This is a genomic window from Micromonospora sp. C97, assembly GCF_018070385.1.
Taxonomy (GTDB): Bacteria; Actinomycetota; Actinomycetes; order Mycobacteriales; family Micromonosporaceae; genus Micromonospora; species Micromonospora parva.
Map to the genome: position 1 here is coordinate 69,979 of NZ_JAGPXU010000001.1, position 21,808 is coordinate 91,786.

The window sequence follows — 21,808 nt, forward strand, 5'->3', positions numbered from 1 at the left end:
CGCATCAGCTGCGGGGCCAGCGCTGCGCCAGAAACCCGACAAGGGAGCGTCAATGACCACCACCGTCCCGCCCGCCGACACCGCCGGCGTCGGCACGCGCATGTCGCGTCGGGAGGTTCTCCAGGCCCTGTCCGGCCTGATGGTCGGCATGTTCGTGGCCATCCTCGCCTCCACAGTGGTGGCGAACGCGCTGCCGCGGATCATCGCGGATCTCAACGGCAGCCAGACCGTCTACACCTGGATCGTCACCAGCGAACTGCTCGCCATGACGGCGACGGTGCCGCTGTGGGGCAAGATGGCCGACCTGTACAGCAAGAAGCTGCTGATCCAGCTGTCGCTGGGACTGTTCGTGGTCGGTTCGCTCATCGCGGGCTTCACGCCGAACGTCGAGGTTCTGCTGCTCAGCCGGGTCGTCCAGGGCATCGGCGCCGGCGGCATGACAGCGCTGGCCACGATCGTCATGGCGGCGATGATCCCGCCGCGTGAGCTGGGCCGCTACGCCGGCATCTTCGGCGCGGTCTTCGGTGTGGGCACCATCGCCGGTCCGCTGATCGGCGGCCTGCTCGTCGACACGTCGTGGTTGGGCTGGCGGTGGTGCTTCCTGATCGGCGTCCCGTTCAGCATCATCTCCATCGCCCTGCTCCAGCGCACCCTGCACCTGCCGGTCGTCCGCCGCAAGGCGACGATCGACTGGCTGGGCGCCGTGCTCATCACCTCGGGCGTCTCCACCCTGCTGATCTGGTCGTCCCTGGCCGGCAACAAGTTCGACTGGGCCTCCGGCTGGACGGCCCTGATGGTCGCCGGCGGTCTGGTTCTGCTGGCCCTGGCCGTGGTCGTCGAGTCGCGGGCGGCGGAGCCGATCGTCCCGCTGGACATCTTCCGCAACCGGACGGTCTCCCTGGCCACGATCGCCAGCGTGCTGGTCGGCGTCGCCATGTTCGGCGGCACCGTCTTCCTGTCCCAGTACTTCCAGATCTCGCTGGGCAAGTCGCCCACCGTCGCTGGCCTGATGAGCCTCCCGATGATCTTCGGTCTGCTGGTCTCGTCAACGGTGGCCGGCCAGCTCATCACGAAGTACGGCCGCTGGAAGGCGTACCTGGTGGCCGGCGCCGCGGTGATGACCGCCGGGATGCTGCTGCTGGGCACCATCGACGCCAACACCAGCGTCGTCGTGCTGTCGATCTACATGGCCGTGCTGGGCGTCGGCGTCGGCATGCTCATGCAGAACCTCGTGCTCGCCGCGCAGAACGACGTGCCGGCACAGGAGCTCGGCGCCGCCACGTCGGTGCTGACGTTCTTCCGCAGCATGGGCGGCGCGATCGGGGTCAGCGCCCTCGGCGCGGTCCTGGCGAGCCGGGTGACCTCACTGACGACCGAGCGTCTCGGCCCGGCGGCCACCGCCGGTGGTGGCTCCACGGAGGTGCCCGACCTGTCCACCCTGCCCGAACCGGTGGTACGCATCCTGCAGGACGTGTACGGCATCGCCACCGCGGACCTCTTCCTGGTCGGCGCGCCGTTCGCGCTGCTGGCGCTGATCGTCGTGCTGTTCATCAAGGAGAAGCCGCTGCACACCGTCAGCGGGGACGAACGACGCGCCCAGGAGGAGGCGGCCGCAAAGGCCGCGATGCACTGAGCGGCACGACAGAGCAGTCGGGGGCGGGCCGGAGGGCCCGCCCCCGCTTCGTGCCCCCTTCCGGCCTCACCCGCGGGCGCCGACGTCGCCATCCCCGCGTTTTTCGGTAATCACATGACGTGCACAAGTCGCCACGTAACGTGAGGTAGAGCCGGTAATCGGCTGATCGCCAGACGTGCGCCCGGCCGCCACTGCGGCGGCGCCGCTCGGCCAACTGCCGGGTCGGACAGCTCCGCAACGTCGCTCAGCCGCAGGAGGTGTGGACGATGCCCATGCTCTCGGTCTTCGATCCTCGGCACACTGTCGCTCCCCCGGGATACAGCCGCTGGCTCATCCCGACCGCGGCACTGGCTGTGCACGTGTGCATCGGTCAGGTCTACGCGACGAGCGTCTACAAGAACTCCCTCATCGCGCACTTCGACAGCAGCCAGACGGCGATCGGGGCGATCTTCAGTATCGCCATCGTCATGCTGGGTTCGTCCGCCGCGGTGGGTGGCCGTTGGGTGGAAAAGAACGGGCCGCGCCGGGCGATGTTCGCCTCCGCCTGCTTCTGGGCCGTCGGGTTCCTGGTCGGCGCGCTCGGCATCGCGACGCAACAACTCTGGCTGCTCTACCTCGGGTACGGCGTCATCGGCGGCATCGGGCTCGGCATCGGCTACATCTCACCCGTCTCGACACTGATCAAGTGGTTCCCGGACCGCCCCGGCCTGGCCACCGGGCTGGCCATCATGGGGTTCGGCGGTGGCGCCCTGGTCGCCGGCCCGCTCGCGCGCCAACTGCTCTCCCTCTACGACTCCGGCTACAACCCCGACAACCCGGCCGCCGTGGCGTCGGGCAGCGCCCTCGTGGCGCTCTTCGTCACGTTCGGCATCGGGTATTTCGTGATCATGATGTTCGGCCCGTTCAACGTCCGGGTTCCGGCACCGGACTGGCGGCCCGCCGGGTTCGACCCGGCGAGCGTCGCCGCCAAACCTCTGGTGACGACGGCGAGCGTGTCGGCGTCGAACGCGGTGCGTACCCGCTCGTTCTGGTTGCTGTGGATCGTGCTGTTCTGCAACGTCACCGCGGGCATCGGCATCCTGGAGCAGGCCAGCCCGATGATCCAGGACTTCTTCCGGGACAACGGGACCGCCACCACGGTCTCGGTGTCGGCGGCGGCCGGCTTCGTGGGGGTGCTGTCGCTGTTCAACATGGCGGGCCGGTTCGTCTGGTCCACGACGTCCGACCTCATCGGCCGCAAGCCCATCTACATGGTCTACCTCGGCGTCGGCATGGTGTTGTACCTGCTGCTCGCCGTGGCCGGGCACTCCGCGACAGCGGTCTTCGTGCTGATCGCCGCCGCGATCATCTCCTTCTACGGCGGTGGCTTCGCCACCATGCCGGCCTACCTGCGTGACCTGTTCGGCACCTTCCAGGTCGGGGCGATCCACGGCCGGATCCTCACCGCCTGGTCGGCCGCGGGTGTCGCCGGCCCGCTGATCGTCAACGGGATCCTCGACACGCAGGGCAAGCCCGGCACACTCACCGCGGCGGCGTACCGGCCCGCGCTGTTCACCATGGTCGGCGTCCTCGCCATCGGGTTCATCGCGAACCTGCTGGTCCGTTCGGTGCCCGAGCGGTTCCACGAACCAAACCGGGGTCCGACGTCGCCAGTGGCGAAGGCGACCATCACCGAACCGGTGGCCATCGGGCCGCAGAGCCAGCCGCCCGCGCCGCCACGAGTCGGTAGCCAGACCGGACGACTGTGGTTGTCGTGGCTGCTGGTCGCGGTGCTCCTCGGGTACGGCATCGTCCAGACCGCCATCACCGCCGCGAAGCTGTTCACCGGCTGACCGGCCGCGCCGGCGGTGGCCCGTCGCGCCCACACCTCTCCTCGGATCCGAAGAAGGCGCCCCGTCGGGGGGCGCCTTCCTCGTCGGTCCGCTCAGAGTGGGGTCGTCGACCGGCTCTCGTCGAGCCGCTCCCGCTGGGGCACGACCGTGTACTTCGGATCGCGCGCCGAGACCCGTCCCGCCTCGAAGACACCGAACCGGGTCGCGATCGACGACGCCACCAGCGCGGCGCCGGAGAGCGCCGACAGGACCCGGCTGCGTCGACTGACCAGTGCGGCGACCGTGCCCACTGTCAGCAGGACGCGTCCCGCCTTGACCAGCCGGCCGCTGCGTCCGTGCGTGTAGGGCTCGCCGGTGAGGCCCTGCCGCTCCAGATGGTGCCCCCCACCGAACTCGACGGCCGCCGCGGCCACTGCGAGTCGCCGTAGTGGGGCGGTCTCCGAGGGCGGTGCCGCGATCAGTCCGACCCCGGACGCGGCGGCGAGCGCGCTGCCGGCGAAGACGAACGGCAGCGAGGGGTAGGCGTCGTGCCAGGACGGCACGGCCGTGTCGGCGAGCAGCACCCCGGTGTACGTCGCCAGCGCCGGTGCCGTGGCCGCGGCGGCCAGTCCGGCGACGTTCCCGACGGGCGGTCCGATCCGGCGGGCGAGGCCGAGCACACCATGCCGCGGGAGCAGCGGTGCGAGTTCGGCGACCGCTGCCACGCCTGCGAGGGGCCCGAACGCGGCGAGGATCCAGGTGCCGACCGACATCGGCGAGGTCACCTTGGCCACCCGGAGCATGTGATGGAACCGGGTCGGCCGGCCGAGGTCGTGGATCAGCAGGTACGTGCTGGCGGCGACGCCGCCGAGCGCCGTCCACCGGCCCACCTTGCGCAGCCCCGGTCGTCCGGTCAGCTGGGCGCCCGCGCCGACCAGCGCGCTTCCGGCGGCGAGGCCACCGGTGAACAGGTAGCCGGCGATGTCGTACTTCCACACCGGCGGCTTCAGCACGGGCCGGCCGTAGTAGGAGGCGAAGTCGGCCGGCGGCACGGTGAGCTGCTCACCGCCGTCGCCGCGTCGCCGGCCGGGCTGCCGGTGGCGCTTCCCGTCGGGCTGGTCGAGGCCGGCCTGGAACTCGCGGAACCGGGCGCCGACCGACTCGTTCGATGGTGTCTCGTCGGTCATTGCCGCCTACCCAGGAACGCGACCGCCGCGGCGACCGCCATCGTCATCGCCGCCAGGCCGGCGCGTTTCCACATGGCCGGTAGGTCGCGGGTGGTCACCACCGGGTCCGGTGGCAGCCCGTACACCTCAGGCTCGTCCAGCAGCAGGAAGAACGCCCCGTCCCCACCCACACCGTCGTTCGGGTCGTGCCCGTACAGTCGCGCCTCCGCAACCCCCCGCTCGTGCAGCGTCGCCACCCGCGCGGCGGCGCGCTCCCGCAACTCGTCGAGGGGCCCGTACTGGATCGACTCGGTCGGACACGCCTGCGCACACGCCGGCGTCATGCCCGCACCCAACCGGTCGTAGCACAACGTGCACTTCCACGCCCGACCGTCGTCCTTACGCTGGTCAATCACCCCGTACGGGCAGGCGGAGATGCAGTAACCGCAGCCGTTGCAGATGTCCTCCTGCACCACCACCGTCCCGAACTCCGTCCGGAACAACGAACCCGTCGGACACACATCCAGACACGCCGCATGGGTGCAGTGCTTACAGACATCCGACATCATCAACCACCGGAAATCCGTCCGACCCTCCGCACCCGAACCCCGCCCCGGCGGCTGCGCACCCGGCATCCCCAGAAACTCCGGGCCACCCGACATCCGCGCCGCCGCCCCCGGTGAACCGGTGGGCAGACCCGGATCCGTACCGGTGTCGGTCTCGGTACGCGCGCCGACGGCAGCCGTGAGCGGACTGACCGCCGGCCCGTCCGGGTTGTCCTCGAACGCCGCAGTCGCCCAGCCCACCGAGCGGGGCTGTTCGATGAACGCGACGTGGCGCCACGAGTTCGCGGTCAGAGCGCCGGTGTTGTCGTACGACATGCCCAGCAGGTCGAGCCCACTCTCCGGCACACCGTTCCACTCCTTGCAGGCCACCTCACACGCCTTGCACCCGATACAGACGCTGGTATCGGTGAAGAACCCCATCCGCGGCGGCGCGTCCTCGTAGCCCGCGTCCGGTGCGGGGTCCAGCGGCCCGTACAGGGCGTTGGCGTGGGGCATCGGTCAGGCCTCCTGGTCGCTGGCGCTGTCGGCGACGTCGGTCGTGACCATCGGTGGGTAACGGTGCACGAGGTTCCCCGACCGCCGTCGGTAGTCGACGACGAGGTCCAACAGTTCCTGGCCTCTGGGGCGTCGTCCGGGCCGGACGTCGCACGTGCCGACCTTGCTCTCCTGAATCAGGACGTTGGGGTCGAGGGTGATGCCGAACAGGTCGTTGGCCGAGTCGCCGGTCACCAGACCCTCAAAACCGAAGTGGTACGGCAACCAGACCTGGTGGATGATCCGGCCGTCCACCCGCAACGGCGTGACACGGTCGGTCACCAGCACCTTCGCCTCCACCGACGCGCGGCTGGTCACCAGATGGGCCCAGCCCAGATGGCTCAGCCCTCGCAGGGCAGCCAGCTCCGGCGACACCTCGACGAACATCTCGGGCTGCAACTCGGCCAACGGCGACACGTTGCGGCTCATCGCGCCGGCGGTGTGGTGCTCGGTGAGCCGGCTGACAGTGAACACGTACGGGAACACCTGACTGTGCTCCTGCGGCGGGCTCGGATTCAACGTGTTGATCGGGTGCGTGTAGACCTTCCGGGTCGGGTTGGCCTGCTGCCGGTAGAGCGGATTACGCACCGGCGACTCCACCGGCTCGTAGTGGGTGGGCAGGGGCCCGTCCAGGACGCCGGTGGGCGCGTACAGCCAGCCCTTGCCGTCGCCCTGAAGGATGAACGGGTCGTCGCCGGCGATGCCCGCCACGCCTGCGGCGTCGTGCTCCGGTCGGTAGGACGGTGGTTTGGTCTTCTCGAAGTCCGGCACGTCGTAACCGGTCCACTCGCCCTTGTCCGCGTCCCACCACACGTAGCGTTTGCGCTCACTCCACGGGTTGCCGTCCGGATCGGCGGAGGCCCGGTTGTAGAGGATCCGCCGGTTCGCCGGCCACGCCCAACCCCACTCGGGCGCCACCAGTGACTGCTGCGCGCCGGGTTTGCGCCGGGCGGCCTGGTTGACGCCGTCCGCGTACACCCCGGTGTAGATCCAACAGCCGCCGACGGTGGAGCCGTCGTCCTTCATCTCGGTGAACGACGCCAGCGGCCGGCCGGTGGCCACGTCGTACCCGTTGATCTCGCGCAGCACCGCCTCGGCGCTCGGCTCCGCGTGCGGACCGTGGGTGGGATAGTCCCAGGTCAGGTCGAGCAGCGCCCGGTCGCGCGGCATTGTCGACGCCGCCAGCCGTTCCCGGATGATGCGCCCGAGGTGGTAGAAGAACCACAGCTCGGAGCGGGCGTCGCCCGGCGGCTCGACGGCCTTCTCCCGCCACTGCAACAACCGCTGCGTCTGCGTGAACGTGCCCTCCTTCTCCACATGCGACGCCGCGGGCAGGAAGAACACCTCGGTACGGCACTCCTCGGGCACGATCTCCCCGGTCTCGATCTCCGGCGCGTTTTTCCAGAACGTGGCGCTTTCGATCTCGAACAGGTCCCGGACGACGAGCCAGTCGAGGTTGGCCATGCCGAGGCGCTGGGCCCGACCGTGGGCCGACCCGACGGCCGGGTTCTGCCCGAGCAGGAAGTACCCCTTGATCTTCCCGTCGATCATGTTCAGCACCTGCTGGTAGGTGCCGTGATCACCGGTCATCCGCGGCATGTAGCCGTAGCAGAAGTCGTTCTCGGCGGTGGCGGCATCTCCCCAGTACGCCTTGAGCAGGTTGACGCCGTAGGTGCGGGCGTTGCCCCAGAACCCCTTCTGCCCGGGGTGCGCGATGCTGTCCACCCACTCGGTCAGGGTGGGGTGGTCGGCGTGGTGCGGCATCGGCAGGTAACCGGGCAGCAGGTTGAACAGTGTCGGGATGTCGGTCGACCCCTGGATGCTGGCGTGCCCGCGCAGGGCCATCACCCCGCCGCCCGGGCGACCCATGTTGCCCAGCAACAGCTGGATGATCGCGCCAGTTCGGATGTACTGCACACCCACGCTGTGCTGCGTCCACCCCACCGAGTAGACGAGCATGCCGGTGCGGTCCCGGCCGGAGTTCTGCGTCCAGGCCTGGGCCAGTTCGAGGAACTTCTCCTGTGGGATGCCGCAGACCCGTTCCACCATCTCCGGCGTGTAGCGGGCGTAGTGCCGCTTGAGGATCTGGTAGACGCAGCGCGGGTGCTGCAACGTCTCGTCACGCTCGGTCTCGCCGCCGACGGGGGCGCCGTGTGACTCGTGTTCCAGCCCGGCCCCGGTCTCCCGCTGCGTCTCGGTGTCCCGGGTCGTCTGGTTCTGGCCTTGGCCCTCGTAGCGCCAACTGGTCTGGTCGTACGAGGCGTTCTCCTCCTGGAAACCGGAGAAGAGCCCGTGCATGTCCTCGGTGTCGACGAACTCCTCGGTCACGATCGTCGCGGCGTTGGTGTAGGAGACCACGTACTCCCGGAAGTCCAGTTCGTTGTCGAGGATGTAGCGGATCACCCCGCCGAGCAGCGCGATGTCGGTGCCGGCCCGGATCGGCAGGTACGCGTCGGCCAGCGCGCTGGTCCGGGTGAAGCGAGGGTCGATGTGGAAGACCTTCGCCCCTCGGCGCTTGGCCTCCATCACCCACTGGAAACCCACCGGGTGCGCCTCGGCCATGTTCGAACCCTGGATGACGATGACGTCGGAGTTCGACAGGTCCTGCTGGTACTGGGTGGCGCCGCCACGACCGAAGCTGGTCCCCAGACCGGGGACGGTGGAGGAGTGTCAAATACGGGCCTGGTTCTCGATCTGAAGCGCCCCCATCGCGGTGAACAACTTCTTGATCAGGTAGTTCTCCTCGTTGTCGAGCGTCGCCCCGCCCAGGCTGGAGATGCCCAGCGTCCGGTTGAGCGGTCGACCCTCGGCGTCGACGTCCTCCCAGGTTTCGTCCCGCGCGGCCAGGACCCGATCGGCGATCATGTTCATCGCGGTGTCGAGGTCCAGGTCCTCCCACTCGGTGCTGTACGGGCGGCGGTAGCGAACCGTGGTCTGCCGTAGCGGGCTGGTCACCAGGCTCTTGCTGGCCGAACCCTTCGGGCAGAGCCGACCCCGCGAGATCGGACTGTCCGGATCACCCTCGATCTGACTGACCCGCCCGTCCTTGACGAACACCCGCTGACCACACCCCACCGCGCAGTACGGGCACACCGACCGCGCAACGCTGTCAGCGGTATCGGTACGGGCAGTCAGCGCGCGGGACCCGTCCGACTTCGCGGCGGCACCCCGGCCCAGCGGGTCCGTGCCGGTGAGCTGGCGGTACACCGGCCAACCCGCGAACCAGCTGCGCACCCCCATCGCCGCACCTTCCCGACCAATCCGCCATATATGAACACTCTGACGGTAGATGAGGTGCCGGTCCGGTCGCAGCGGGATCACCAACAGTCATGCCTGCCCCAGCTGTTCGTGCCGGCCGGGCGCGGCATGAAGTACGGCGATGGTTAGTGCGGTTGCAACTCGCCGACCGGGTGCTCGCCGAAGGTGCGGTAGCGGCGCAGCGCCCAGAACAACCAGCCGATGCTGATGATCGCCACCACGACGAAGACCAGCGAGCCGGAGAACGTGTCCCAGAGGGTGTGCAGGGCGACGACACCCAGAAACGTGCCGATGAACCCGAAGATCCGACCGACACTCGGGCTCGCCAGCAACGCCCACAGCGCGCCAGCGGTGAGCCCGGTCCAGGCGGTGTGCCCGGCCGGCGCGGTCAGCCCACGGATGAACAAGGTCTGCTCCACCGCGCCGATGTTGCCCTGCGAGCTCAGCAGCGCGGTGAAGGCGTAGCCCATCGTCTCCAGCGCGGCGAAACCCATGCCGGCCGCGACCCCGATGATCAGCCCGTCCGAGGGCACCCGACGCCGGTGCTGGGCCACCACCGTGAACACCAGGATCACCGGGACGACCAACTTCGCCGACTCCTCGATCAACGCCACGAACAGCATCGGCAGGGTGCCGAGCCCCCGCAGGGTGTCGTACTCCAGCGTTCCGGCGACCACAGTGCCGATCACACCACCGAAGAACGCCGACGTCACCAGGACCGACGCCGGCACCTGCCACCGCCCGGTACGGGCCTGCGCGAACGTCAGGAACGTCAACGGCACCAGCGTCGCCCCGAGCAGGATCAACGCCGGTACGAAGTTCGGATTCTTGGTGCTGACCAGGGTGCGCAGCACCGCCAGATAAAGGATCAGCCCGACGACGAACACCCCGACCCACGCCCACCGGCGCCAACCATCACGCATACCGCGCAGTCTGTCGGACCAAGGTTACGAAGACGAACAACGGCACTGAGATCCTGGCGACGTCCCGGCGGCAGCGCTGCTCCCTCGATCGTTGGCAGCTGAGCTGTTCGACACGCCGAGCGCTGCCCCGCTGAGCTGCCACCGATCGACGTGCCAAACCCCGCCTACTCCGCTTGCCCGGAAGCAGGGTGGGCACTGCCGCCTGGCTGCGGCCGGCGATCCCACAGCACCAGGCCCGCGAGCAGCATTGCCACACCCAGGCCGATCATGGCCAACCCCACGGCGGTGCGCGCACCCCCGCTCAGGTGGCCCGCCACGATCCACCCACTGTCGATTCCGAACGCCAACGGCATCACCCCCTGCGGGATGACCGGGATCCACCCCACGGTGAGCAACCCCAGCGCCCACGCGGTCAGCTTGTTCTCCCGGAACCACTGTGCGTCCCAGGTCGGCGGGAGCACCGTGTCCGTGGGCCGGCTGCGCTGGCCGGCGGCGGCGAGCACGTCGAGCCCGCGTCGGGTGAGACGTTCGTCGGCCAACCAGATGCCGCCTCGCCAGGCCGCGGCGCCGCTGAGCAGCCCGACCAGTGGCAGCAGCGGCGTCACTCCCGACGGACCCCAGATCACCAGGGCGAGCACCGGCGCGGCGGCCACCAGCCCTGACCCGGTGGCGACCAGCACGCTGACGATGTCCGTGGGGTTGTCGGCCGCGGTGGGGTGCCGGGGGTCGGCCACCGGCCGTACCCGCAGCAGCGACACCCACACCGGCACCGACGCGCCCGCGCCGAGCAGAGCCGGCAGGGTGCAGAGCGCGGCCAGCGGGTCGACGTCCGGTGCGAGGAGGACACCGGCGACGGTGAGCAGCACCCCGATCGGGGTGACCAGCACCAGCCAGGCCAGGGCCCGTCCCCGGACCTCGGCTCGTTCGCCGCCGGGCGTGGTGAGCGGCAGCCACAACGCGGTGCCGTCCAGCCCGACCAGGCCGGCCGACATGGCCGCCGCGCCGAGCACGGCGAGCGGCCCGGCCCACGGCAGCAGCAGATCCACGTCGGACAGCAGCGGCAGTCCGGCGAGCAGCGCCCCGTACACCACCGCGAACGCCAGATACTGCAACCGCAGCGGATGCCGCGTCCAGGCCCGCAGCTCGCGGCCGACGACCGCCCGCGTCGCGGCCGGCACCCAGCCCAGCCACTCGCGGTCAGGTGCGGCGGGCGACGCCGCGGTGGTCCGGCGCGGCCGGAACGGCACGCCAGCAGCGATCACCCTTCGGACAAGCATGAGGTACGCGGCGGCGCAGAGCGCCACGATGCCCACCAGGGCCGCCATCATGCCCACCCCTCGCCCGGTTGGCCCGGTCACGGCGGCGATCGGCCAACCGCTCGGCACGTACGCCATCGCCCGGACCACCTCCTGCGGCGCTGCCACGAGCAGGACCGACACCCACGGGAAGACCGCCCAGAGCGACCCCGCGACACCCATCGCTGTGCCGGTGAAGACGCCGGTGAGCAGCGCCCCGGCGGGACCACCGGCGTGGCCGACGACCTCCAGCGCGATGGCCGAACCGATCAGCCCGAACAGCCAGAGCAGCACCGCGCCGCCGGCGGTGACGAGGACCGCGACGGTGCCGTGCCGGGCGGCGTGCACCGGCAGCGCGGCGAGCGCCACCAGCGAGACGGCCGGACCGATGCCGATCGCCGACGCGGCGAGCAGACCGATCGCGGCCGGGACCCCGCCGATCGGCTCCAACCGCAGGTGGGCCGGGCGGACCCGGCCGCGCCCGCCGCCGAGCAGCAGCGGCAGGACGATCCAGCCGAGCACCCAGGCACCGGCGAGCAGGCCGAGGGTGTGCTGGTCGCCGCGCAGCGCGTACCGGATCAGCCAGGCGGCGGCCAGCAGACCGACCAGGGCGGCCACGGTCGGCCCGGGGTGCTCGCGCAGCGAGCGGCGCAGCATCGTCGTGCGCATCCGGGCCGGCACCGCGATCGCGCCGAGGGTGTCGGCCAGCGGGGCGAGGGAGGGTTGCGCGCTCATCGTGCCCCGGTCAGCCAGTCCAGGCCGGCGCTGCCGGAGGTTTCGGCGCCGACCAACTCGACGAACCGGTCCTCCAGGCTGCTGCCGGCGGCGACCTCGGCGACCGGCCCGGCGGCGACCACCCGGCCCTGGTGGATCACGGTGACGTCGTCGCACATCTGCTCGACGAGCAGCATCGAGTGGGTGGACAGCACACAGGTGCCGCCGCCGGCCACGAACCGGCGCAGCACCCGGCGGATGGTGGCCGCCGACACCGGGTCGACCGCCTCGAACGGTTCGTCGAGCACGAGCAGCCGGGGCGCGTGCAGCAGCGCCTGGGCGAGGCCGAGCTTCTTGCGGGTGCCGGTGGAACAGTCGGCCAGGGGTGTGCCGGCGCCCTTGGTCAGGCCGAGCACGTCGATCAGTTCGGCGGCCCGGTCGGTGGCCGCGGCCCGGGACAGCCCGCGCAGGCCGGCGCTGTAGCGCAGCAGTTCGGCACCGGTGAGGCGTTCCGGGAAGTCGAGGCCGTCGGGGAGTACGCCGGTCAGCGCGCGGGTCACGCCGCGCTCGCGCAGCGCGTCGTGGCCGAGGATCCGGATCTCGCCGGAGTCCGGGGTGACCAGGCCGACGGCCATCCCGATGGTGGTGGACTTGCCGGCGCCGTTGGGACCGACGATGCCGTGGAAGGTGCCGGGGTGGACGGTCAGATCGACGCCGTCCACCGCGCGATGCGCCGCGAAGGTCTTGACCAGGCCACGGATCTCGAGTGCCGGGGGGATCACGCGCCGAGCATAGGTGACCTTGCACGACCGTGTGGCCCGTCGCGGACCGGTGCGCGGCGGCTCCGGTCGCTCAGACGACGTGCACCAGCCGGAAGCGTTCGGTCACGACCAGGGTGTCGTCGTCCACTGTGAAGTCGGGGTCGCCCAGTTCGGCGCGCACGGCGGCGCTGTGCCAGAACGTCTCGTGTCCCGCGCGCCACTGGGCCACCGACTCGTCGCCCTCCCCCTCGGCAAGGGCGTGTGCCAGGTCGACGTCGGCGAGCCGGATCACCCGTACGTCGGTCAGCTCGATGGCCGCGACCCGCCGACCGGCGGAGTCCACCACGGCGGACAGTTGGCCCACCGTCGGCAGCGGCTCGTTGGCGCGCTGGTAGCCGATCAGCAGACCGGTCGTCGAGGTCTTCGCCCCGGACAGGATCGCGCCCACGAGTTTGTCCCGCAGTGGCCCCGGAAACGCGAACTCGGCGAGCGGAAGATCATCGAGGTCCATCCGCGAAGGCTACCCGGATCATCGGAGGGGCTGTTGCGGTGACCGACCGGTACGGGGGCACCCGGATCGCCACGAATCTGCGCGCCCTGCTCACCTCCCACCACGCGGAGGCGACCCGCGGGGCGGTGGTGGTGATCGGGTCGGACGGCTGGGACGCCGATCCGCCGGCCGAGCTGGCCGCCGTGATGGCCCGGCTGAGCCGCCGCGCGTCGAATTCCCTGCACATCCCGGTCATTGCATTCGGCCATCATTCCCTCACTCGATTGGGTGACCACGTATCGGGTGATTCTGTCTGGCGTTCGCGATTTGAGATCGTCAGGCGCGGTCGGAACGCCACTACTGCGACTCCTGCAGGCCGCATGACCGGGGGAAACGAATATGGTTCGCGGGGAACGCCGATGGTTCACATCAGCGCTGGCGGCGGTCGGCGCGTTTGCCGCGTCGTCCACGCTGGTGGTTGTGGCGTCAAGCCAACCCGCATTGGCGACCGTGCCGGGCCTGCCCGGAACGCCTCAGCCCGGCACCCCGATTTTCACTGAGGACTTTTCCAACGAGAGCGCGGCTGCGGCGCCGATTCGCATTGGTTCCTACACCGGATCGCCAGGTTCCGTTTACGTGCCGGGGCCGGGTGGCAGCGGCGCGGACGGTGAGACCTATACGGCGGATCCCGCGTGGAGCCCCGGCGCGGGCGCGTGCAACGGCTGGATCATGCGTCAGACGTCGCCGCTGCCGCCCAACGGTGGCGACCCGCCGGTCACCAACAACGACCAGTGCGGTCGTTCAGACGCATGGGGCCGGCTACAGGAGATGGCCCGTGACATGGGGCTGTTTCAGGGGCAGAGCCCCGGGGAGGCCGCCACGAACCAGGTACTCACCGAGTACACCAACAGCGTGACCGGCGCGCAGCTTCCCGGATACCAACTGGAGACCGACAACAACACCATTCCGGCGATCGGTGGCCACTTCTACTCGGTCTCGGCGATCTTCGCTGAGAGGAACTGCACCGTTCCGTCCGCCCAGCGGGCGCGACTTCGGTTCGAGCTGCTTCTCAACGGCGTCCCGACGGTGCTCGCACAGAACCTGAGCCCATGCACGGATCCCGGCGCCGAGATCGTCAACAACACCTGGATAGCCAAGCTGCAATCGTTGGCACTGCAATTGTCGGTGGCTGATACACCGACCCTGGGCCTGCGCCTCTACAACGCGACCGCAACGGGCATCGGCAACGACGTCGCGTTCGACCTTCCGCAGATCGTCGACGTCACCCCCCAACTCGACAAGGCTTTCAACCCCACCACCATCGGGCAGGGGCAGACGTCCACGCTGACGTTCACCATCACCAACACCGACGATCTGCAAGCCAAGAACGGGATGAGTTTCACCGACACCCTTCCCGCCAATGTGACCGCCACCGGGGTCAACAGCACCACGTGCTCGGACGCCACTGTGACCGCTCCCGCCGGCGCCACGTCCGTCGACTTCGCCGGCAACCTGGACCTGAACGTCGCCTCCTGCACGATCTCCGTCCAGGTGACCAGCACTGTGGTCGGCTCGTACACCAACACCGGATGCGTCGCCCCGGACGGCTCCACGATCCCCGGCTGCGAGAGCAACTTCCCCACCATCGTCGGGATCAACCCGCCCGGCTCCACCACCCTCACCGTCATCCCCACTGTTGACCTCGCTGTGGTGAAGACCGCGTCGCAAAGTCCCTACGTGCCGGGCGCGCCCTTCTCCTACACGGTGGCAGTGACCAACGGCGGACCGTCCGATGCGGTCGGGGCAACCCTGACCGACCCGCTGCCCGCACCGCTGGCCGGGTTCACCTGGACCTGCGAGGCGTCCGCCGGCAGTGCGTGCGCCGCGTCCGGCACCGGCAGCATCAACGACACGATCACGGTCCTCACGGGCGGGACCGTGACGTACACGATCAGCGGGACCGTGCCGTCGGGCACCACGGGCGACCTGACCAACACCGCAACGCTCACCCCACCAGACGGCGTCTCGGATCCGGAGTGCACACCGAACTGCTCGTCGACGGTCGTGACCCCGGCTGCGCTGACGGTGGATCTGGCGGTGGTCAAGACCGCAAACCCGAGCCCGTACGTGCCGGGTGCACCCTTCTCCTACACGGTGACAGTGACCAACGGCGGACCGTCCGATGCGGTCGGGGCAACCCTGACCGACCCGCTGCCCGCACCGCTGGCCGGGTTCACCTGGACCTGCGAGGCGTCCGCCGGCAGTGCGTGCACCGCGTCCGGCACCGGCAGCATCAACGACACCATCACCGTCCTCGCGGGCGGGACAGTGACGTACACGATCAGCGGAACCGTGCCCTCCGGAACCAGCGGCGATTTGACCAACACGGCCACGCTCACCCCGCCCACCGGCGCGACTGACCCGGACTGCACCCCGAACTGCTCATCGGCTGTGGCCACCCCCGCCGGACCAGTGGTCGACCTGGCCGTCGTGAAGACCGCAACCCCCAACCCATACGTGCCAGGCACGCCGCTGACCTACACGGTGACAGTGACCAACGGCGGGCCCTCCGACGCCGTCGGCGCGAACCTGACCGATCCCCTGCCCCCGCCGTTGGCCGAATTCACCTGGACCTGTGCACCATCCCCTGGCAGCGCGTGCACCGCGTCCGGAACGGGCACCATCAACGACACGATCACCGTCCTCGCGGGCGGAACGGTGACGTACACGATCAGCGGAACGGTCCCGTCGGGCACCACCGGCGACCTCACCAACACGGCCACTCTCACCCCACCGGAGGGCGTCTCAGATCCGGACTGCACGCCTAGTTGCTCATCGACCGTCGTGACTCCGGCGACGCTGACGGTGGATCTGGCGGTGGTCAAGACCGCAAACCCGAGCCCGTATGTTCCGGGCGCGTCCTTCTCCTACGCAGTCACCGTGACCAACGGCGGCCCGTCCGACGTCGTCGGCGCGACCCTGACCGACCCGCTGCCCGCACCACTGGCCGGGTTCACCTGGACCTGCGAGCCGTCCGCCGGAAGTTCCTGCACCGCCTCCGGCACCGGCAGCATCAACGACACCATCACCGTCCCGGCCGGCGGGACAGTGACGTACACGATCAGCGGCACCGTCCCGTCGGGCACCACCGGCGACCTGACGAACACCGCAACGCTCACCCCGCCGGAAGGCGTCACCGACCCGGACTGCACACCGAACTGCTCTTCGACAGTGGTCACCCCCGCCGGACCAGTGGTCGACCTCGTCGTCGTCAAAACCGCGTCCCCAAGCCCCTACGTGCCGGGCGCAGCCTTCTCCTACACGGTCACCGTCACCAACGGCGGACCCTCTGACGCCGTCGGCGCGAACCTGACCGACCCGCTTCCCGCACCGCTGGGCGGATTCACCTGGACCTGTGCGCCAGCTACCGGAAGCACCTGCACCGCTTCGGGCACCGGCAGCATCACCGTCCTCGCGGGCGGGACCGTGACCTACACGATCAGCGGAACCGTGCCCTCCGGCACCACCGGCGACCTCACCAACACCGCCACCCTCACCCCACCCGCCGGCGCGATCGACCCGGACTGCATCCCGAACTGCTCCTCGACAGTGGTCACGCCCGCAGCCCCGACGGTGGACCTCGTCGTCGTCAAAACAGCGACACCAAGCCCTTACGTACCAGGCGCAGTCTTCTCCTACACGGTCACGGTGACCAACGGCGGACCATCCGACGCCGTCGGCGCGAACCTGACCGACCCACTGCCCGCACCACTGGCCGGCTTCACCTGGACCTGTGAAGCGTCCACCGGAAGTTCCTGCACCGCCTCCGGCACGGGCACCATCAACGACACCATCACCGTCCTGGCCGGCGGCACACTGAACTACAGGATCAGCGGAACAGTCCCCTCAAGCACCACTGGCGATTTGACCAACACCGCCACGCTCACCCCACCAGACGGCGTCACCGACCCGGACTGCACACCGAACTGCACCTCGACAGTCGTCACCCCCGCCGCGCCGACAGTGGACCTGGCCATCGTGAAGACCGCCTCCCCGAGCCCGTACGTGCCAGGCGCGCCCTTCTCCTACACGGTCACGGTCACCAACGGCGGACCATCCGACGCCGTCGGCGCGAACCTGACCGACCCACTGCCCGCACCACTGGCCGGCTTCACCTGGACCTGTGAAGCGTCCACCGGAAGTTCCTGCACCGCGTCCGGGACCGGCACCATCAACGACACGATCACCGTCCTCTCGGGCGGGACCGTGACCTACACGATCAGCGGAACCGTGCCCTCCGGCACCACCGGCGACCTCACCAACACCGCCACCCTCACCCCACCCGCCGGCGCGATCGACCCGGACTGCACCCCGAACTGCTCATTGACAGTGGTCACCTCCATCGCCCCCGCGGTCGACCTGGCAGTGGTGAAAACCGCAACCCCGAGCCACTACGTGCCAGGTGAACCGGTGACCTTCACAGTGGCAGTGACCAACCGGGGACCGTCCGACGCGATCGGCGCGACACTGACCGACCCCCTGCCCACACCACTGGCCGGATTCACCTGGACCTGCGAACCATCCACCGGAAGCACCTGCACAACGTCCGGCACCGGTGACATCAACGACACCATCACCGTCCTCGCTGGCGGCACAGTGACCTACACGATCAGCGGAACCGTGCCGAAGGGCACCGCCGGCGACCTCACCAACACGGCCACCCTCACCCCGCCCACTGGTGTGTCCGACCTGGACTGCACACCGAGCTGCTCCTCGACAGTGGTCCTCACCGGGCCGGTTCCGCCCATGCCCGTCACGGGTGGACGTCTGACAGCCATCGCCACACTTGGAGCCTCTGTCGCTGCCCTCGGTGTTCTCCTGGTCGGCGGCCTGGCCCTGATACGCCTACGCACCCGCCGCGAGCCCTGACCCCTGGCGGCCGGCAGTCACGAACGGTGGCCCCTTCTGAGCCTGGCTACCGCCGCTTCGCGTCGTGAGGCGGCGGTAGCTGTCGCAACCGGCCACGGGACACGCAGTACACGTCGCCGGAGTTCGCGTCGTGCGGCAACGCGGCGAGGTGGGTGGTCATGTCGGTCGCGGAGACCCAGCGTTGGAACGTCATCGACTTGTCGTCGCCCAACGCCACGTCGAAGCCGTCGAAGCCGAGCGCGGTCAGCCGGTCGAGACACCGGGAGGCGACCGGTCGCGCGATCGTGGTGAACTCGAACGAGAGCGCGGGCAGCGGGCGGGTCAGCCCGGCCAGCACCTCGTCCTCGAAACCCTCCACGTCGATCTTCGCGAACGTCGGCTCGCCGTACTCGGTGATGAGCGCGTCGACGGTGACCACCGGGACCTCGATGTCGGTGTCCCACACCTCGCCCTCCCACCCGCCCGCGCCTTCCGCCGCGCGCACGAAGTCGGGCGAGGCGGTGGACACTGTGGGATTTGCGGAGTTGACGTGGAAGCGGGTGCTGCCGGGGGCCGCGCCGCAGACCGCTTCGACGAGCGTCACCTGGTCGTCGTCGGCGTAGATGGTCCGCAGGGCGCGGAGGCACAGCGGCTGCGGCTCCACGGCGACCACCCGCGCCCCGAGGCGACGGAAGCTGGCGATGTGGTCGCCCACGTGTGAGCCGACGTCGAAGACGAGATCGCCCTCGGTGACGAACCGGGAGTAGAAGGCGTCCATCCGTGCGTCGCGCTCGGCGTCGCCGTAGTAGACATCCAGCGATCGGTGCAGGTGGGACATCGCGGGGTCGGTTCTGAGCGCGGCGATCCTGGTGTCGGTGCCAGCCGTCATCTGTGTGTGTCCAGTCCGTGGGGTTGGCCGGGCCTACGGCCCGAAGGCGGTCAGGAAGCGGTCCCGGAAGGTGTCCATCCGCCAGACGGGCGCCTGCGGACCGGGCTTGAGCCCGTCCTGCCAGCCCCACCCGGAGATCCGGTCCAGTACGGCCCGGTCCCGGGTGATGATGGTGATCGGGACGTCGCGGCTGGCGTTCTCGCCGGTGACCACGGCGGCGGGCTGGTGGTCGCCGAGGAAGATGAACACCAGGTCATCGTCGCCGTAGGTCTGCACGTAGGAGATCAGTGCGCTCAACGTGTACTCGATGGAGTGCCGGTAGTCGGCGCGGATCTGCTCGGTGTTGCGTCGTTTGTCGTCGGAATCCTTGGCGGTCCCCTTGAAGATCGCCCCGTTGCCGATGGCGGCCCAGTCGACCAGGTCGGGGACGGGCGTCCAGGGCGCGTGGCTCGACACCAGCGCAAGTTCCGTCATCGTCGGTTTGCCGTCGCGCGTCGCCTGCTCCAGGCGCCGCCAACTGGCGAGGGTGTACTGGTCGGGCATGGTGCCGAAGCTGAACTTCGGTCCCCGGTACGCGAGCTTCCTGGCGTCGTAGAACCGGTCGTAGCCGAAGAAGGAGCCCTCCGGCCACGGTTTGCTGACGGCGGGCATCACCCCCACGGTCTGCCAGTCGGCCCGGCGGAAGGCGCCGTTGAGGGTCATCCGGTCACTCGCCAGCAGGGTGCGGTGACGCTGGTCGTTGTCGACCCACAGTCCGGAGAGCAGCGTGTCGTGCGCGAGCCAGCTGCCGCCGCCGAACGTCGGCGAGGTGAGGAAGCCGCTCTGCGCGGCGAACCCCGCCGCGTTCAGCCGATTGGTCCCGTCGTCGAGGACCGCACCGACCTGCGGGGCGAACTCCGGGTCCTCGACGGCGTCGCGGCCGTAGCTCTCCACGAAGGAGATGACCACGTTCTTGCCGCGCAGCGCGGTGAGGAGTTGGTCGCCGGGGGTCTGCGCGAACCGGTCGTCCTGCAGCAGCGCGGCGAACTTCTCCCGGTCGTCGAGTCGCAGGCGCACCTGGAAGCCGTGGCCGTTGGTCAGCGTGGTCGCGGACGTGTCGGCGACCGTCACGCCTTCGACCACCCGCACGTTGAAAGCGGCGCAGACCACCCAGACGACCACCAGCGCCGCCACGGTCCGGGTGGTCCCGGCGCGGTGCCGGATCACCAGCCCGCGCAACCGCCGCATCGACAGCGTGACCAGGGTGGGCAGGCCCACCGCCACCACCGCCAGGGCAATTGCCACGCCGATGGCGGTGGGCCGGCCGTACGACTCGCTGAGGAACGCGAACCCCTCGTCGAGCAGCGCCCAGTCGAGCACCGGGTCGAAGGCCCGGCTGAGCGAGGCGGTGAACCCCAGGTCGAACAGCTTGAGCAGACCGAGCAGGCCGAGGGCCAGCCCGGCGAGGGTGGCGACCCACCGGCTTCCGCGCGGCGGCAGGGCGAGCAGGAGGGCGACGGCGAGCAGCGCCTCCAGGGGGATCCGCACGAACGCACCGGGGCTGAACCGGCCGAAGTCGTACGGCAGGGTGAGCACCAGCAGCACCAGCAGCACGGCCAGCAGGGTGACCAGTCGCCCCACGATGGAGCGGCGCGGCCGACCCTCGGGTGCGGTGCCGTCGGTGGCGGTGGCACCCGTGGCGGCGGGGTCCGGCAGTTCGCCCCTCATCGCCCTCCGTCCCTGGCTCGGCAGCTGACGTACGCGCGTCAAGAGCGACAACCCGGGCATCCTTCCATGATCTTCGTTGGGCGCGGCATCCGGGCGGCTCAGACGCGGGCGATCCCGCGTCGGGCCACGGCGACCGGCCGGTGTTCCGGCCAGGGCAGCCCATCCGTCCTGCCGTGGCCCAGACCGGTCAGCCCCGCGCCCGCGCTCACGGCGCTGTGGCTCGGCTGGCTGCCCGCGTGCACCATCGCGTCCGACCCGTGTGCAACGCTCGTCTGTTGGTCGACCGCGTCGTTGGCGACGGCGCGGCGGAGGTGACGGGTCGTCCACAGCCACCTGACGTCCCGCCCGAACGACTCGACCAGCAGCGCCAGTGACGCCACCAGCACGACTGTCGTCAGCGGACCGGGCAGCGCATCGCCCATCGCCACCGTCAGCACCACGCCCTGGACCGCGGCGACGACCTTGCGCCAGTAGCGCGGGGGCAACGAGCCGCGCATCCAGCTCAGCACCCAGCTCGCGGCGACGAAGACGTACCGCATCGCGCCGATCGCGAGCACCCAGGCACCCGTCGAGGGGGCCACGTACAGGCAGAGCACCAGGACGAGGAAGGAGTCGATCTCCATGTCGAAGCGCGCGCCGAGTTCGCTGGACGTCCCGGTGCGGCGGGCCGTGTATCCATCCACCGCGTCGAGGGCCAGCGCCACACTGGTGAGGACGACCATCACCGCGACCGGTGCCGGTCGGGTGAACGAGTCCGCGGCCAGGGCCGTCACGCCGCCGGCGAGGATCGCCCGGCTCAGGGTCACCCGGTCGGCAGGGCTCAGATCAGGAGCGCCCGCGCGGGTCATCCCCCGACTCAGCAGGGCGCACAGGACCACCCCGTAGACCAGCCCGGCCGCCCACCCGGCCGGGCCGAGGCCGACCGTCTGCGCGAGCACCGCCAGCACACCGATCTGCGCGAGCAGCCCGATGACCGGACCCGTTCGAACCGTTGACATCGCGCCTCCGTGACTTTGGGGGGGACCCTGACCGTCATCACGGAAAACATGACCGATCGGTTCATTCTGAACGAGCCTCACCATGTATACGGACGGACGTGCCCCGTCGGATGCGGATTAGTCGTCGCCGGTGAGTGCAGGCCGTCGCCGCCGAC

At 69.9% G+C, this 21,808-nt stretch carries 13 protein-coding genes and 1 pseudogene; 4 read left to right on the forward strand and 10 right to left on the reverse strand.

Translation table 11 applies throughout. The features are described 5' to 3' along the window. Positions 1-52 precede the first annotated feature (52 nt). Both KBX26_RS00290 and KBX26_RS00295 read left to right on the forward strand, forming a co-directional pair. The gene (locus KBX26_RS00290; protein WP_210864369.1) at positions 53-1,633 is read left to right on the forward strand and encodes an MDR family MFS transporter; all 1,581 of its coding nucleotides are present in this window, start codon (positions 53-55) and stop codon (positions 1,631-1,633) included. Between the two features lie 272 nt (positions 1,634-1,905). Further along, positions 1,906-3,465: an OFA family MFS transporter gene (locus KBX26_RS00295; RefSeq protein WP_210864690.1), complete on the forward strand. Its 1,560-nt coding sequence runs from the start codon at positions 1,906-1,908 to the stop codon at positions 3,463-3,465. 92 nt (positions 3,466-3,557) lie between these two features. On the opposite strand, the gene nrfD is transcribed toward KBX26_RS00295, so the two are convergent. The 7 genes from nrfD to KBX26_RS00330 all read right to left on the reverse strand — a co-directional run bounded on the left by nrfD (position 3,558) and on the right by KBX26_RS00330 (position 13,172). After that, complete coding sequence (gene nrfD / locus KBX26_RS00300; protein ID WP_210864370.1) at positions 3,558-4,631, reverse strand: NrfD/PsrC family molybdoenzyme membrane anchor subunit; 1,074 nt, start codon at positions 4,629-4,631, stop codon at positions 3,558-3,560. After that, positions 4,628-5,671 (reverse strand): 4Fe-4S dicluster domain-containing protein, encoded by a 1,044-nt coding sequence (locus tag KBX26_RS00305; RefSeq protein WP_210864371.1) that lies wholly within the window; start codon positions 5,669-5,671, stop codon positions 4,628-4,630. The genes nrfD and KBX26_RS00305 overlap by 4 nt, the downstream gene beginning before the upstream one ends. A gap of 3 nt (positions 5,672-5,674) precedes the next feature. Continuing rightward, positions 5,675-8,950, reverse strand: coding sequence for a formate dehydrogenase (gene fdh, locus KBX26_RS00310; RefSeq protein WP_210864372.1), 3,276 nt, complete (start codon positions 8,948-8,950; stop codon positions 5,675-5,677). A gap of 143 nt (positions 8,951-9,093) precedes the next feature. After that, on the reverse strand, positions 9,094-9,891 hold the full coding sequence (locus KBX26_RS00315; protein ID WP_210864373.1) for a PrsW family intramembrane metalloprotease: 798 nt from the start codon (positions 9,889-9,891) through the stop codon (positions 9,094-9,096). Positions 9,892-10,055: 164 nt separating this feature from the next. Beyond that, complete coding sequence (locus tag KBX26_RS00320) at positions 10,056-11,921, reverse strand: hypothetical protein (protein WP_210864374.1); 1,866 nt, start codon at positions 11,919-11,921, stop codon at positions 10,056-10,058. Next, positions 11,918-12,682 (reverse strand): ABC transporter ATP-binding protein, encoded by a 765-nt coding sequence (locus KBX26_RS00325; RefSeq protein WP_030337046.1) that lies wholly within the window; start codon positions 12,680-12,682, stop codon positions 11,918-11,920. The genes KBX26_RS00320 and KBX26_RS00325 overlap by 4 nt, the downstream gene beginning before the upstream one ends. Before the next feature lie 70 nt (positions 12,683-12,752). Then, positions 12,753-13,172 carry an ASCH domain-containing protein gene (locus tag KBX26_RS00330; RefSeq protein ID WP_210864375.1) on the reverse strand — a complete coding sequence of 140 codons (420 nt, stop codon included), beginning with the start codon at positions 13,170-13,172 and terminating at the stop codon, positions 12,753-12,755. Positions 13,173-13,210: 38 nt separating this feature from the next. On the opposite strand from KBX26_RS00330, the gene KBX26_RS32005 reads away from it, so the two are divergent. Both KBX26_RS32005 and KBX26_RS00340 read left to right on the forward strand, forming a co-directional pair. Further along, positions 13,211-13,711 (forward strand): VWA domain-containing protein, encoded by a 501-nt coding sequence (locus KBX26_RS32005; protein WP_374224175.1) that lies wholly within the window; start codon positions 13,211-13,213, stop codon positions 13,709-13,711. 169 nt (positions 13,712-13,880) lie between these two features. Then, the gene (locus KBX26_RS00340; RefSeq protein WP_210864376.1) at positions 13,881-18,080 is read left to right on the forward strand and encodes a DUF11 domain-containing protein; all 4,200 of its coding nucleotides are present in this window, start codon (positions 13,881-13,883) and stop codon (positions 18,078-18,080) included. A gap of 46 nt (positions 18,081-18,126) precedes the next feature. Here KBX26_RS00340 and KBX26_RS00345 read toward each other — a convergent pair whose 3' ends face one another. The 3 genes and pseudogenes from KBX26_RS00345 to KBX26_RS00355 all read right to left on the reverse strand — a co-directional run. Then, complete coding sequence (locus KBX26_RS00345; RefSeq protein ID WP_210864377.1) at positions 18,127-18,948, reverse strand: FkbM family methyltransferase; 822 nt, start codon at positions 18,946-18,948, stop codon at positions 18,127-18,129. 33 nt (positions 18,949-18,981) lie between these two features. Then, the gene (locus tag KBX26_RS00350; RefSeq protein ID WP_247680063.1) at positions 18,982-20,655 is read right to left on the reverse strand and encodes a sulfatase-like hydrolase/transferase; all 1,674 of its coding nucleotides are present in this window, start codon (positions 20,653-20,655) and stop codon (positions 18,982-18,984) included. 305 nt (positions 20,656-20,960) lie between these two features. Further along, positions 20,961-21,653, reverse strand: a pseudogene (locus KBX26_RS00355) (CDP-alcohol phosphatidyltransferase family protein); the annotation flags it as partial. Positions 21,654-21,808 lie beyond the last annotated feature (155 nt).

Coding starts and splice junctions, on each gene's coding strand:
- KBX26_RS00305 (WP_210864371.1), bottom strand. CDS start 5,671: ATGCCCCACGCCAACGCCCTGTACGGGCCGCTGGACCCCGCACCGGAC.
- KBX26_RS00320 (WP_210864374.1), bottom strand. CDS start 11,921: ATGAGCGCGCAACCCTCCCTCGCCCCGCTGGCCGACACCCTCGGCGCG.
- KBX26_RS00315 (WP_210864373.1), bottom strand. CDS start 9,891: ATGCGTGATGGTTGGCGCCGGTGGGCGTGGGTCGGGGTGTTCGTCGTC.
- KBX26_RS00340 (WP_210864376.1), top strand. CDS start 13,881: ATGCGTCAGACGTCGCCGCTGCCGCCCAACGGTGGCGACCCGCCGGTC.
- KBX26_RS00350 (WP_247680063.1), bottom strand. CDS start 20,655: ATGAGGGGCGAACTGCCGGACCCCGCCGCCACGGGTGCCACCGCCACC.
- KBX26_RS00290 (WP_210864369.1), top strand. CDS start 53: ATGACCACCACCGTCCCGCCCGCCGACACCGCCGGCGTCGGCACGCGC.
- KBX26_RS00345 (WP_210864377.1), bottom strand. CDS start 18,948: ATGACGGCTGGCACCGACACCAGGATCGCCGCGCTCAGAACCGACCCC.
- KBX26_RS00295 (WP_210864690.1), top strand. CDS start 1,906: ATGCTCTCGGTCTTCGATCCTCGGCACACTGTCGCTCCCCCGGGATAC.
- nrfD (WP_210864370.1), bottom strand. CDS start 4,631: ATGACCGACGAGACACCATCGAACGAGTCGGTCGGCGCCCGGTTCCGC.
- KBX26_RS00330 (WP_210864375.1), bottom strand. CDS start 13,172: ATGGACCTCGATGATCTTCCGCTCGCCGAGTTCGCGTTTCCGGGGCCA.